Here is a 12,680-nt window from a genome sequence, read left to right as displayed (position 1 = left end):
TTTGATAGGGCCTGCTAAAGATGGCGGATAAATAATCAAATTGGGGGCATAAATGGGGGCATGTTGAAAAACAGATTGCATGGAATGTCTAATCTACAAGGCCATTATAATATTCGGTAGTTCCAACGAATTGAACCGGCCGGTTACAGTTGTGGAGGTATCGAGGTAATCCGGCAATCAGACGAGTCTATAGATGATTTGCAAAAGCGCTGTTTTGCGATCGTTGTTTGGCCTGATTACAACTATCGAAAGATATTTCTGCCAATTTATGTTGATGGGATAAACTAAAAACCCTTCCGGTTAACGCTGGCGTTTTGATGTCGTTGGCAAGGCGTCTTTATTGATCAGCTAACAGTTTCTTTTTCAGGGTGTTGAATTCTGATTCGGTTATTGCACCTGAATCTTTTAAGTCTTTTAGTTTATTGATCTCAGTGTATAGGTCTTTTGTTTTCGGGCTTGTTGTTGTCTGGCGGATTGTCTGGTCAATCTCTACTCGTTGAGCCGGATATTTTGCAGAATCAAAATCCCCCTTTCGCCCAAAATTTGAAACTTTACCATCACGAATTGCCACATAGTAATCTTCAGGAAAGTTGCCATCCGCTGCAATAACGGTTTTAACCCAACTGTATTGCATGTATTCAATTCCTTCATTAGCCGAAACTGACTTAGGTGGGCCAAGTAATGTTAGTACTTCCTGTTTGGGCATTCCGATAGTAAGTTGATTAAGCTGGTCAGCTGTCCCAAAAATCATTGCCATGCAACCATTAAGAGTAATGACAGCAATGAAAGTTAGTGACTTAATCATAAAACACGGATGTGATAATGTAACAATCGAGCCGGGTAACACCGGCATTTTCGGGGCAATCAATCGGCAAGCGATGAAATTTGGTGCCCCGAGTGGTACCCCGAAACTGGATTTTATATCTTTTGCCGAACAACTGATTGTTCAAGTTGTTGATTTTATTGGTCGGGACGGCGGGACTCGAACCCACGACCCCTTGTCCCCCAGACAAGTGCGCTACCAGACTGCGCTACGCCCCGATGCTTATATGTTTGAAACGATTTTTGTTGGTCCCAACAAAGCCCACCCATATTACCACAATATTCGGAATTCGCTACTTCAACAGTTCCAAAATATCTTCCAGTTCGCCTATCATCTGATGGATCAGTTGCTTGGTGCGCATCGAGTCTTCCTTAGCATTGTCGCTAGTCAAATGCGCGCGGGCTCCGCCTATGGTATAGCCTTGTTCATAGAGCAGGGCGCGGATTTGGCGGATCAACAGCACGTCATGGCGTTGGTAATATCGGCGATTGCCACGGCGTTTGACCGGGCTGAGCTCGGTAAATTCCTGCTCCCAATAGCGCAAGACATGCGGTTTTACGCCGCATAGTTCACTGACTTCGCCGATGGTGAAGTAACGTTTTGCCGGTATAACCGGCAGCTCGTTGTTATTACTGGGTTCCAGCATAGGCTTCCACTCGGGCTTTTAATTTTTGACCGGTTCTGAACGTCACTACTCGACGCGGTGTAATCGGAATTTCTTCGCCGGTTTTGGGGTTTCTGCCGGGGCGACCGCTTTTATCCCGTAATTCGAACTTGCCGAAACCGGAAATTTTAACTTGTTCACCGCTTTCCAGGGAACGTTTGATTTCTTCAAAAAACAACTCGACGATTTCCTTGGCCTCGCGTTTGTTCAAACCCAAATCTTCGAAAAGTTTTTCCGCAATATCTGCTTTGGTTAATGCCACAATCCCACCCTTAATCCCTCAATCTTGCATTTAATTCGGCTGTCATTTTTTCCAGCAACCTGCGAAATATAGCATCAATTTCCGAGTCGGTAAGCGTTTGATTGAAATCTTGTAATACCAGACTCAATGCAACGCTTTTAAAGCCTTCCTCAATACCCTTGCCTTGGTAGATGTCGAAGATCGAAACGTCTCGCACTGACGCTTCCCGGCTGCCGGTAATGCAGTTGATAATGTCGTTGGCGGACACTTGTTGGCGGACGATCAACGCCATGTCGCGGCGTACCGACGGGAATTTGGATAACGGCGCGAATTTTGGTACCGCGCGTTGCAAAATCGCACCCTCAGCCAGTTCGAATAGGAATACCGGGCTATCGAAGCCCAATTGTTTTTCCAAGTTGGGGTGCAGCATGCCGATCAAGCCAACTACGTTAACATCGGCATCAATGATCTCGGCGGTTTGGCCGGGATGCAGGGCTGGGTGTTGTGCCGGACGGAAACTCAAACCTCGGCCGGATAAGGCCAGCAAGGTTTCGACATCGGCTTTGACGTCGAAGAAGTCGATGTTTCGGGTTTTTTCACCCCATTGTTCGGCGTGGGCGCTACCCAATGCCAAACCGGCCAGCATTTTTTGTTGTTGGGTTTCGCCTCGTTGACGCACAAAGCGCAAGCCGGATTCGAACAGGCGCACGCGGGTTTGCTGGCGATTGACGTTGTAAATTGCCGCGTTCAATAGGCCACACCACAATGTCGTCCGCATCACGGCTAGTTCCGAGGAAATCGGATTTTGAAGACGGATGAATTCATCATCGGGCGCAATTGCCTGTTGTATCGTTTCATCGACGAAGCTGTAGGTAATCGCTTCCTGGTAGCCTCTATCGACCAAACAATCCTGCAATCTGGCCAGTGGCAGTGTGGCTTCCGGCGCTTTGCCCAGTTCGGAACGCATCAGTAGGCTGCTGCTGGGAAGATTGTTATAACCGACGATGCGGCCGATTTCTTCCAGCAAGTCTTCTTCTATCGCGATATCGAAGCGAAAGCCCGGCGGGGTGATGTGCCAGCCTTCGGTGTGTTCGGCAACCTGCATCCCCAAACCCTGGAACAGGTCGGTGACTTCGTCATTAGCCAGGCTAATGCCCAGCACTTTTTCGATGCGCTGGCGGCGTAATTTGACCGGCGGGCGGGTAGGGAGCTGTTCCTGGCTGATGGCGGCATTGACAGGACCGGCACTGCCGCCGGCAATCTCGACGATCAGCTGCGTGGCACGCTCGATGGCCCGATGTTGCAGGGTGAAGTCGACGCCGCGTTCGAAACGGTGCGAAGAGTCGGTGTGTAAACCGAATTTTCTAGCCTTGCCGGCAATGCTGCGTGGACTGAAAAATGCGCATTCCAGGAAAATGTCTTGTGTCGTATCCGAAACCGCGCTGGCGCTGCCACCCATGACGCCGGCCAGGGCCAAGGCCTGGTTCTGATCGGCAATCACCAGCGCGTCGCCGTCCAGTTGCATGGTTTGGTCGTTCAGCAAATTCAGGCTTTCTCCGTCACGGCTGTTTCTGACCACAATCGGTGCCGACAATTTGGCGGCATCGAAGGCATGTAACGGTTGTCCCAGTTCCAGCAATACATAGTTGGTGACATCCACTACCGGACTCAAGCTTCGGATGCCGCTGCGGCGCAGACGTTCCTGCATCCACATCGGGGTAGCGGCGCCGGGGTTGACGCCTTTGATCAAGCGGCCTAAATACACCGGGCAAGCATCGGACGATTCGATTCGGATTTCCAGGGTTTCCTGGTGAGCAATCGAAACCGGAGTGACCGATATAAGCTGGAAAGCCAGTTTGTTTAATACCGCCACTTCACGAGCAACGCCTTCCACGCTGAGACAATCGGCGCGGTTGGGCGTTAAACCCAGTTCGATGACATGGTCGTTCAGCGTCAGATAATCGCGAATGTCGCTACCGACGGGGGCGTCGGCGGGTAATTCCATCAATCCGTCGGAACTGGACGCCAAGCCCAGTTCCTTTTCGGAGCACAGCATGCCGAAGGATAATTCACCGCGCAGTTTGGATTCCTTGATTTTAAAATCGCCGGGCAATACGGCACCGATCAGGGCCGCCGGAATTTTCAAGCCCGGACGCACATTGCCGGCGCCGCAAACGATTTGCAGCGGCTCGGCTTGGCCGACATTGACTTGGCAGACTTTGAGTTTGTCGGCATTCGGGTGTTGTTCGGTGCTGATGACTTCGCCCACCACCACGCCGCTGAATTCGGCGGCAACCGGTTGCAGGGCGTCGACTTCCAGGCCGGCCATGGTCAATTGCTCGACCAGTTGTTCCGTACCGATGGGTGGATTGATCAGTTCCCTCAACCACGCTTCACTTACTTGCATGACTCAAACCACTCTTATTTAAACTGTTGTAAAAATTTAAGATCGTTCTCGAAGAACATCCTTAAATCATTGATACCATATTTCATCATGGCCAGACGCTCGACCCCGGTGCCGAAGGCAAAGCCGGAATAACGTTCATGATCGATGCCAACCGATTTGAACACCTCGGGATGGATCATGCCGCAACCGCCGACTTCCAGCCAGCCGGTTTGTTTGCAAACGCGGCAGCCGTTGCCGTCGCACATCACGCAGGAAACATCGAATTCGGCGGAGGGTTCGGTGAACGGGAAATAGGACGGGCGGAAACGCACTTGCACGTCTTTTTCGAAAAACGCGCGTAAAAATTCAAAAATAACCCCTTTCAGGTCACCGAAACTGACGTCGGTATCGACCAAAAAGCCTTCGACCTGATGAAACATCGGCGAATGGGTCATATCGGAGTCACAACGGTAGACACGGCCGGGGGCGATGACTTTCAACGGCGGCTCGGAGGATTCCATCACCCGAATTTGTACCGGCGAGGTATGGGTGCGCAACACCGTGTGAGCGTCGAAATAAAAGGTGTCGTGCATCGCCCGGGCAGGGTGGTGTTCCGGAATATTCAAGGCGCCGAAGTTGTGATAATCGTCTTCGATTTCGGGGCCTTCGGCGATGCTGAATCCGGCGTCGGCAAAAATTTTGGCAATCCGGCGCATGGTAATGGTGACGGGGTGCAGGCCGGCAATGGCTTGGCCGCGGCCTGGCAATGTCACGTCGACGCATTCGCTGGCCAGCCGTGCTTGCAATTGCTCGGCTTCCAGGGTCGATTTGCGGCTGTCCAATGCTTCTTGAAAGCTGTTTTTAGCGGTGTTGATCACCTGGCCCACGCTCTTGCGTTGTTCCGGGTCGAGATTGCCCAGCTCTTTCATGTGCTGGGTAAATAGGCCTTTTTTGCCGAGATAATTGACTCTTACCTGATCCAGCTCGGCAAGGTCATTTGCATGTGCAAGCGCTTGTAATGCCTGCGTAAGAATTTCTTCGATACTAGCCGACACGACTCAGCTCACTTTTTGAATTTGGGAAGGATTACAACTGGATAGGCTTCCGATGGCTAGGCTGCTCGGAAAACTCCCCGCATGCGCGGGGAGTCAAACTTTCCTTTTACCGGTTCTGCCGGCGGTTACCTTAAAAATTAAGGTTTGCTTTGGTTGGCAATGGCCACTTTAGCAATTTCCGCGAAAGCGTCCATATCGCGTACCGCCAGGTCGGCCAAAACCTTACGGTCAATGGCTACATTGGCTTTAGTCAAACCGTTGATCATGCGGCTGTAGGAAATACCGCACATGCGGGCCGCGGCATTGATACGCACAATCCACAGGGCGCGGAATTGGCGTTTTTTCTGTTTGCGGTCGCGATACGCATATTGGCCGGCCTTGATGACCGCTTGTTTGGCTACGCGATAAACCCGGCTACGGGCACCATAGTAACCTTTAGCCAGTTTTAAAATCTTTTTGTGTCTTGCTCTAGCGGTGACGCCGCGTTTTACTCTTGCCATGTTCTTCTCTCTTTAATGGATGATGTCAAATCAACTATAAGGCAGCATGCGCGCTACCAATGGCGCATCTGAAGGGTGAAGAATGGCTGTTTTACGCAGCTGTCTTTTACGCTTGGTGGTTTTTTTGGTCAAAATATGACGTCTGTGCGATTGTTTGCACTTAAAACCGCCGGTACCGGTTTTCTTGAAGCGCTTGCCAGCGCCGCTATGGCTTTTCATTTTTGGCATTTGTTTTCTCCAATAATTAAAAATAAAGTCCCTGAGATAAAACCCAGTGAGGCAAAATGCTTGGCCCCATTGAATTTCTGGCGGACAAAATCCACCTTAAACCGAATCGTTCCTGATTCGGCAAACTGTTTTAAAAACAGTTAAAACTATTTTTTCTTTTTCGGTCCCATGACCATGACCATTTGCCGGCCTTCCAGCTTGGGAAATTGCTCAACCGCGGCAACTTCTTCCAGGTCGGTCTCGATGCGTTTTAACAAATCCATGCCCAGCTCGCGGTGAGTCAACTCGCGGCCTTTAAAGCGGACAGTGATTTTGGTCTTGTCGCCTTCGTTGAGGAATTTGATCAGGTTTCGCAGTTTGACCTGGTAGTCACCTTCCTCGGTGCCTGGCCGAAATTTGATTTCCTTGATCTGGATTTGTTTTTGCTTTTTCTTGGCGGCTTGCAGTTTTTTATTCAGTTCAAACTGGTATTTGCCGTAATCCATGACTTTGCAAACCGGAGGATCCGCGTTGGGCGATATTTCGACCAGATCCATGTTTGCTTCATAGGCAAGTTGTAAAGCTTCGGTTATCGAAACAACCCCGACTTGTTCTCCTTCGGCGCCTATTAGCCTAACCCGTCTAGCGGTGATATCGGTGTTTAAGCGCGTTGCATCTTTTTTAGAGCTGATACCCTAATCCTCCAAGTTGTTATTATTTTCTGTCCGCAATTTCGGTGTTTAATCGTTCGATTAACGCGTTGACTGACAGACTTCCCAGATCCTCACCTTTTTGGGTGCGTACTGCTACCGTTTGGTTATCCATTTCTTTGTCGCCGATAACCAGAAGATACGGCACACGCTGCATGGAATGCTCACGGATTTTAAAGCCTATCTTCTCATTTCTCAAGTCTATTTTGGTTCTAAAGCCTTGTTTTTCCAATTCTAGCCTTAATTTTTCGGCATATTCAGCCTGACGGTCGGTGATATTCATAATCACCATTTGCACTGGAGCCAGCCACAGCGGGAAGTTGCCGGCGTGTTGTTCGATCAAAATGCCGATGAAACGCTCCAGGGAGCCTAGTATCGCACGATGCAGCATCACGGGTACATGTCTGGCGCTATCTTCGCCAATATAAGTAGCATCGAGGCGCGCCGGCATCGAGAAATCGACCTGGATAGTGCCGCATTGCCAGACCCGGCCGATGCAGTCTTTCAGGGAGAATTCGATTTTCGGACCGTAAAAGGCGCCTTCGCCGGGTTGCAATTGCCAGTCCAGGCCTTTGGTGTTCAAGGCCAGCTCTAGGGCGCTCTCGGCTTTGTCCCAAACGCTGTCGTCGCCGACCCGGTTTTCCGGGCGGGTGGATAGTTTGATGATGACTTCTTCGAAGCCGAAGTCTTTGTAGACTTCGAACAGCAGGTCGATGAAAGTGGCCACTTCCGACTGAATCTGATCCTCGGTGCAGAAAATGTGCGCATCGTCCTGCACGAAATTTCTGACTCGCATCAGGCCGTGCAAGGTGCCGGACGGTTCGTTGCGGTGGCAGGAGCCAAATTCGGCCAGCCGCACCGGCAGGTCGCGGTAGCTTTTGATGCCCTGGTTGTAAATCTGGATGTGGCAGGGGCAGTTCATCGGCTTGACCGCATAATCGCGGTTTTCCGAATTAGTGGTAAACATCATGGCGCTGAATTTGTCCCAGTGGCCGGATTTTTCCCACAAGCTGCGGTCGACGATTTGCGGGGTCTTAACCTCGCCATAACCGTTTACGCGCAGTTTTTCCCGCACGTACTGCTCGACTTGCTGATAAATCGCCCAGCCCTTGTCGTGCCAGAATACCATGCCAGGGGCTTCTTCTTGGGTGTGGAACAAGTTCAGGGCTTTGCCGATTTTGCGGTGATCGCGCTTTTCCGCTTCTTCCAAGCGATGCAGATAAGCCGCCAGTTCTTTACTGTCGCCCCAGGCGGTACCGTAAATGCGTTGCAGCATTTCGTTGTTGGAATCGCCGCGCCAATAGGCACCGGCAATTTTCATCAATTTGAAGGCCTTCAGTTTGCCGGTGCTGGGCACGTGCGGGCCGCGGCATAAGTCGGTGAATTCGCCTTGGTTGTACAAGGACAGGTCTTCGTTGGCGGGAATGGAAGCGATGATTTCGGCTTTGTATTTTTCACCCTGGCCGAGGAAAAAGTTAACGGCCTCGTCGCGCGACAGCACGGACCGGCTAATCGCGATGTCTTGCGCGGCCAGTTCCTGCATTTTCTTTTCAATTGCTTCCAGGTCTTCCGGTGTAAACGAGCGCTCGTAGGCAAAGTCGTAATAGAAGCCGTTTTCGATCACGGGGCCTATGGTGACTTGAGCGCTAGGGAACAGTTGTTTGACGGCTTGCGCCAATAAATGCGCGGTGGAGTGGCGAATGACTTCAACGCCTTCCTCGTCCTTGGCGGTAATGATTCGCAAGAGGGCGTCGGATTCGATCAATGTACTGGCGTCAACCAGTTTATCGCCGATCTTGCCCGCCAGAGTGGCCTTCGCTAGGCCGGAGCCGATCGACTTGGCAACATCCATCACGGTAACCGCTTGATCGAACTGGCGCTGAGAACCGTCGGGAAGAGTAATTACAGGCATTTTTCGATTCCACAATAAAAAAAGCACCGACGAGCGGTGCTTATATGTTTTGGTAGGCGCGAGTGGACTCGAACCACCGACCCCCACCATGTCAAGGTGGTGCTCTAACCAACTGAGCTACGCGCCTAAAGTCTGTCATTCGATTTGCGCATTATAGCGAGTTAATTCAATTAAGCAAGCTTTTTCCGCGCGATCGGGTATTCAAGCGACAGTTGCTTAGACCAATACCCGTTCGATGCCGCCGTTGGATGCCTGTTTGATGTAGTTTTTCATCCAGTCCTTGCCCAGTACGTGCTTGGCGATTTCCACCACGATGTAATCGACTTCCAATTGATCCACCTCGCCTTGATAGCGTTGCAAGCCTTGCATGCAGGAGGGGCAGGAGGTCAGCATTTTCAGCGGGCCGTCATAGCCTTCGTTACGGAGTGCAGCTGCGTCGTTGCGTAATTCCTCCGCTTTGCGGAAACGGATTTGGGTGGAAATATCCGGCCGGCCGACCGCCAATGTGCCGGATTCGCCGCAGCAGCGCTCTGATTTGTTGACGGTGCCACCGACTAAGCTCGACACGGTTTTCAGTGGGTCTTGCAATTTCATCGGGCTATGGCAGGGATCATGGTAGACATAACGGTCGCCACCGACGCCTTCCAGTTTGACGCCTTTTTCCAGCAGATATTCGTGGATGTCGATCAGGCGGCAGCCGGGGAATATCTTGTCGAATTCGTAATCCAGCAATTGGTCCAGACAGGTGCCGCAGCTGACAACCACGGTTTTGATGTCCAGATAATTTAGGGTGTTGGCTACCCGGTGGAATAGTACGCGATTATCGGTGGTGATTTCCTGCGCCTTATCGTATTGGCCGGCCGCGCGTTGCGGAAAACCGCAGCATAAATAGCCGGGCGGCAAGACGGTTTGTACGCCGATTTCATAAAGCATGGCTTGCGTCGCCAGGCCGACTTGGGAAAATAGCCGTTCGGAACCGCAGCCGGGAAAATAAAACACCGCTTCGGAATCGGTACGGGTTTTGGCGCGGTCGCGAATGATGGGAACGATTTGATCGCTCTCGATACCCAGTAGGGCTCGGGCCGTTTTCGACGGCAGTTTGCCCGGCATTTTGCGGTTGGTGAAATGAATCACATACTCGCGCATCTCCGGCTTGCCGGTCGAGGAGGGCGGTTGCAGCAGTTGGGCCTTACCCCAGGGTCTGAGGAAGAAACTGCCCAGACGCTGGGCTTTGTAAGACCATTCGATCAGCAGTTTGCGCATCAGTTTGACGCTGCTCGGCCGGCCGGTGGACAAAAATGCAATCGCCGCCGATTTAACCGGATTGAAACTTTGTTTGCCCATCTTGCGCAGTAAATTACGCATATTCATCGATACATTGCCGAAATCGATGTCGACCGGGCAAGGGCTGTAGCATTTGTGGCAGACGGTGCAATGATCGGCCACGTCCTCGAATTCCTTCCAATGGGTGATCGAGATGCCGCGCCGGGTTTGCTCTTCGTATAGAAAAGCCTCGATCAGTAAGGAGGTTGCCAGGATTTTATTCCGCGGCGAATACAACAGATTGGCGCGCGGCACATGGGTGGAGCAGACCGGCTTGCATTTGCCGCAGCGCAGACAATCCTTGACCGAGTCCGAGATGGCGCCGATGTCGCTTTGCTGCATGATCAGTGATTCGAAACCCATCAAGCTGAACGAGGTGGTATAGGCCGTGCTCAAATCGGCGCCCGGCATCAGTTTGCCACGGTTGAAGCGGCCTTCCGGATCGATTTGTTGTTTGTAGGCATGAAAATCCGCCAGCTCTTCGGCACTCAAAAATTCATACTTGGTAATGCCGATGCCGTGCTCGCCGGAGATTACGCCGCCCAGCGAGCGGGCCAGGGCCATGATCCGGGCCACGGCCTGATTGGCTTCCCGCAGCATCTGATAGTGGTCGGAATTGACCGGCAGGTTGGTGTGGACGTTGCCGTCGCCGGCATGCATGTGCAGCGCGACAAATACCCGGCCGCGCAGCACTTCTTTATGCACGGCTTCGATACGCTCTATCACAGGCCGAAAACTATCGCCCACGAAAATTTCCTTCAGGCGCGGCAGCAGTTCCAGTTTCCAGGATACCCGCAAGGAATAGTCCTGCAACCTATGAAAAACGGTGGGTTGTGGGGTGCGATTGGTCAATTCGGCGACATTGATGTCGTAGTTCCCAAATAGAGCTTCGGCCTGGGCTAGAGGCAAATCCAGGTTGTCATGCAGCCACTGCCAACGCTGGCTCACCTTGGCGATCGCTTCCAAAGCTAGCTTGCGCCGGTCCCAGATCAGGTCGTTTTTATTGGTGTCGCCTTCGAAAAAACGCACCGGTAAGTCGCCTTCCAGGGAGCGGCTCAGCGCCTCGCATAGCCGTAGTTTATTGCGTAGCGACAATTCGATATTGATGCGCTCGATGCCGTCGCAATAATCGCCCATGCGCGGCAATGGAATCACCACGTCTTCGTTGATTTTGAAGGCATTGGTGTGTTTGGCAATCGCGGCGGTACGGGCTCTATCCAGCCAGAAGCGCTTGCGGGTATCAGGGCTGACGGCGATAAAGCCCTCGGCGCCGCGTGCATTGCAAAGCCGAACAACTTCAGAGGCGGCCAAGGCCACCTGGGTGTCGTCGTCGCCAACGATGTCACCGATCAGGACCATTTTGGGCCGGCCGTGTTGTTTGGCTTTGCTGGCATAACCCACGGCCTTGACATAGCGTTCGTCCAGATGCTCGAGGCCGGCCAGCATGACTCGGTTAGGACCGGTTTTTGGTAGGGCGGCCAGATAGTCGCGGATTTCGACTATGGCCGGCACGGCCTCGCGCACTTGGCCGTAAAACTCCAGGCAAAAGGTGCGGGTATGCGGCGGCATTTTGTGCAATATCCAGCGTGCCGAGGTGATGATGCCGTCGCAGCCTTCTTTTTGGATGCCGGGCAAGCCACCGAGGAATTTGTCGGTGACATCCTTGCCCAATTCGCCTTTACGAAACAGCGCGCCAGGCATTACCAGTTGTTGTTCCGACAATAATTTTTTGCGCTTGCTATCGAAGCGTTTCAAGGCGAAAGTCACTTGTTCCTGATCGTGAATTTTGCCCAGGTTGTGATTGAGACGCTCAACCTCCAGCCAGTTACCGTCTGGCGTCACCATGCGCCAGGACGCCAAATTGTCCAGCGCCGTGCCCCACAATACGGCTTTTTTACCACCGGCGTTCATCGATACATTGCCGCCCACGCAGGAGGCGTCGGCCGAAGTCGGGTCGCAGGCAAATACCAGGCCGGCATTGTCGGCCACATCCATTACCCGCCGCGTTACCACGCCGGCTCCGGTAAAAATCGTCGCATAGGTTTGATCGACTCCCGGTAGGCTGCTGCTAGGATCGACTTGGCCGATTTCGATCAGCTTTTCGGTGTTGATGACGGCGGAGTAGGGCGTCAGCGGTACCGCGCCACCGGTATAGCCGGTACCGCCGCCGCGCGGAATAATGGTTAGGCCTAGTTTGATGCAATCGCGCACCAGATGGCCGACTTCCTCTTCGTTGCAGGGGTACAGCACCACAAATGGGTATTCAACCCGCCAGTCGGTGGCATCGGTCACGTGAGAGACGCGGGCAAAGCCGTCGAAGCCGATATTGTCCTTGCGCGTGTGCTTGGAAAACAGGGCGAGGGCTTTATGGCGCATCTCGCGGGTACGCTCGAAGTGGGCTTCGAAGGCATTGACGGCTTGATGGGCGGCGTCAATCAACAGACCGACCCGTCTGGCTCGGTCGGGATGCTCGGCTTCGTGCTCGGCATGACGTTTTTGCATCTGTTTCAGACGGTGGCGCAAGGCATCCAGCAGCGCTTGCCGGCGCTTGCGATTATCGAGCAGATCGTCTTCCAGGTAAGGGTTGCGCTGCACCGCCCAAATGTCGCCCAACACTTCGAACAGCATTCGAGCCGAACGGCCGGTGATGCGTTCGTCGCGCAAGGAGTCCAATACCCGCCAATTTTCCTCGCCCAGCAGACGGATGACGATTTCGCGGTCGGAAAAGGAGGTGTAGTTATAGGGGATTTCGCGTAGCCGAGCCGGCGACGGATCGTTAAACAATTTCGGAAATTCAGAATCCACAGACATACCGGTAATGGCGTGGTTGGAAAGGCTGTCATTGTAACACCCGCTTCC

General features: G+C 52.6%; 10 protein-coding genes and 2 tRNA genes. All 12 read right to left on the bottom strand.

Going from position 1 to position 12,680, the window contains the following annotated elements; all coding sequences use genetic code 11:
- Positions 1 to 337: 337 nt before the first annotated feature.
- The 12 genes from IVG45_RS07685 to IVG45_RS07630 all read right to left on the bottom strand — a co-directional run bounded on the left by IVG45_RS07685 (position 338) and on the right by IVG45_RS07630 (position 12,632).
- Positions 338 to 805 (bottom strand): SHOCT domain-containing protein, encoded by a 468-nt coding sequence (locus tag IVG45_RS07685; protein WP_196437255.1) that lies wholly within the window; start codon positions 803 to 805, stop codon positions 338 to 340.
- 159 nt (positions 806 to 964) lie between these two features.
- Positions 965 to 1,041 (bottom strand) — tRNA-Pro (locus IVG45_RS07680).
- A gap of 74 nt (positions 1,042 to 1,115) precedes the next feature.
- Positions 1,116 to 1,469 carry a MerR family transcriptional regulator gene (locus tag IVG45_RS07675; protein ID WP_196437254.1) on the bottom strand — a complete coding sequence of 118 codons (354 nt, stop codon included), beginning with the start codon at positions 1,467 to 1,469 and terminating at the stop codon, positions 1,116 to 1,118.
- The gene (ihfA, locus tag IVG45_RS07670) at positions 1,453 to 1,749 is read right to left on the bottom strand and encodes an integration host factor subunit alpha (protein WP_013818384.1); all 297 of its coding nucleotides are present in this window, start codon (positions 1,747 to 1,749) and stop codon (positions 1,453 to 1,455) included. The genes IVG45_RS07675 and ihfA overlap by 17 nt, the downstream gene beginning before the upstream one ends.
- A gap of 10 nt (positions 1,750 to 1,759) precedes the next feature.
- Positions 1,760 to 4,135: a phenylalanine--tRNA ligase subunit beta gene (gene pheT, locus IVG45_RS07665; protein ID WP_196437253.1), complete on the bottom strand. Its 2,376-nt coding sequence runs from the start codon at positions 4,133 to 4,135 to the stop codon at positions 1,760 to 1,762.
- 14 nt (positions 4,136 to 4,149) lie between these two features.
- Entirely contained in the window at positions 4,150 to 5,169 is a 1,020-nt protein-coding gene (gene pheS / locus IVG45_RS07660; RefSeq protein ID WP_196437252.1) for a phenylalanine--tRNA ligase subunit alpha, read from the bottom strand.
- A gap of 137 nt (positions 5,170 to 5,306) precedes the next feature.
- Positions 5,307 to 5,669, bottom strand: a complete 363-nt coding sequence (gene rplT, locus IVG45_RS07655) for a 50S ribosomal protein L20 (protein WP_196437251.1) — start codon at positions 5,667 to 5,669, stop codon at positions 5,307 to 5,309.
- Between the two features lie 30 nt (positions 5,670 to 5,699).
- A complete protein-coding gene (gene rpmI, locus IVG45_RS07650; RefSeq protein ID WP_013818388.1) occupies positions 5,700 to 5,897 on the bottom strand; it encodes a 50S ribosomal protein L35 in 198 nt (65 codons plus the stop codon).
- Positions 5,898 to 6,043: 146 nt separating this feature from the next.
- The gene (gene infC / locus IVG45_RS07645) at positions 6,044 to 6,505 is read right to left on the bottom strand and encodes a translation initiation factor IF-3 (protein ID WP_442923368.1); all 462 of its coding nucleotides are present in this window, start codon (positions 6,503 to 6,505) and stop codon (positions 6,044 to 6,046) included.
- An 85-nt stretch (positions 6,506 to 6,590) separates the two neighbouring features.
- Entirely contained in the window at positions 6,591 to 8,498 is a 1,908-nt protein-coding gene (gene thrS / locus IVG45_RS07640) for a threonine--tRNA ligase (RefSeq protein WP_196437250.1), read from the bottom strand.
- Positions 8,499 to 8,548: 50 nt separating this feature from the next.
- Positions 8,549 to 8,625, bottom strand: a tRNA-Val gene (locus IVG45_RS07635).
- 89 nt (positions 8,626 to 8,714) lie between these two features.
- Positions 8,715 to 12,632: a DUF3683 domain-containing protein gene (locus tag IVG45_RS07630; RefSeq protein ID WP_196437249.1), complete on the bottom strand. Its 3,918-nt coding sequence runs from the start codon at positions 12,630 to 12,632 to the stop codon at positions 8,715 to 8,717.
- Positions 12,633 to 12,680: the final 48 nt, after the last annotated feature.

Origin of the sequence: Methylomonas sp. LL1 (assembly GCF_015711015.1) — a bacterium.
Taxonomy (GTDB): domain Bacteria; phylum Pseudomonadota; class Gammaproteobacteria; order Methylococcales; family Methylomonadaceae; genus Methylomonas.
This window is presented reverse-complemented; position numbering and strand designations above follow the sequence as displayed.

What these genes read in the sequence shown, in the direction of transcription:
- IVG45_RS07675 (WP_196437254.1), bottom strand. Translation starts at nt 1,469, where the DNA reads ATGCTGGAACCCAGTAATAACAACGAGCTGCCGGTTATACCGGCAAAA.
- rpmI (WP_013818388.1), bottom strand. Translation starts at nt 5,897, where the DNA reads ATGCCAAAAATGAAAAGCCATAGCGGCGCTGGCAAGCGCTTCAAGAAA.
- IVG45_RS07685 (WP_196437255.1), bottom strand. Translation starts at nt 805, where the DNA reads ATGATTAAGTCACTAACTTTCATTGCTGTCATTACTCTTAATGGTTGC.
- IVG45_RS07630 (WP_196437249.1), bottom strand. Translation starts at nt 12,632, where the DNA reads ATGTCTGTGGATTCTGAATTTCCGAAATTGTTTAACGATCCGTCGCCG.
- thrS (WP_196437250.1), bottom strand. Translation starts at nt 8,498, where the DNA reads ATGCCTGTAATTACTCTTCCCGACGGTTCTCAGCGCCAGTTCGATCAA.
- rplT (WP_196437251.1), bottom strand. Translation starts at nt 5,669, where the DNA reads ATGGCAAGAGTAAAACGCGGCGTCACCGCTAGAGCAAGACACAAAAAG.
- pheT (WP_196437253.1), bottom strand. Translation starts at nt 4,135, where the DNA reads ATGCAAGTAAGTGAAGCGTGGTTGAGGGAACTGATCAATCCACCCATC.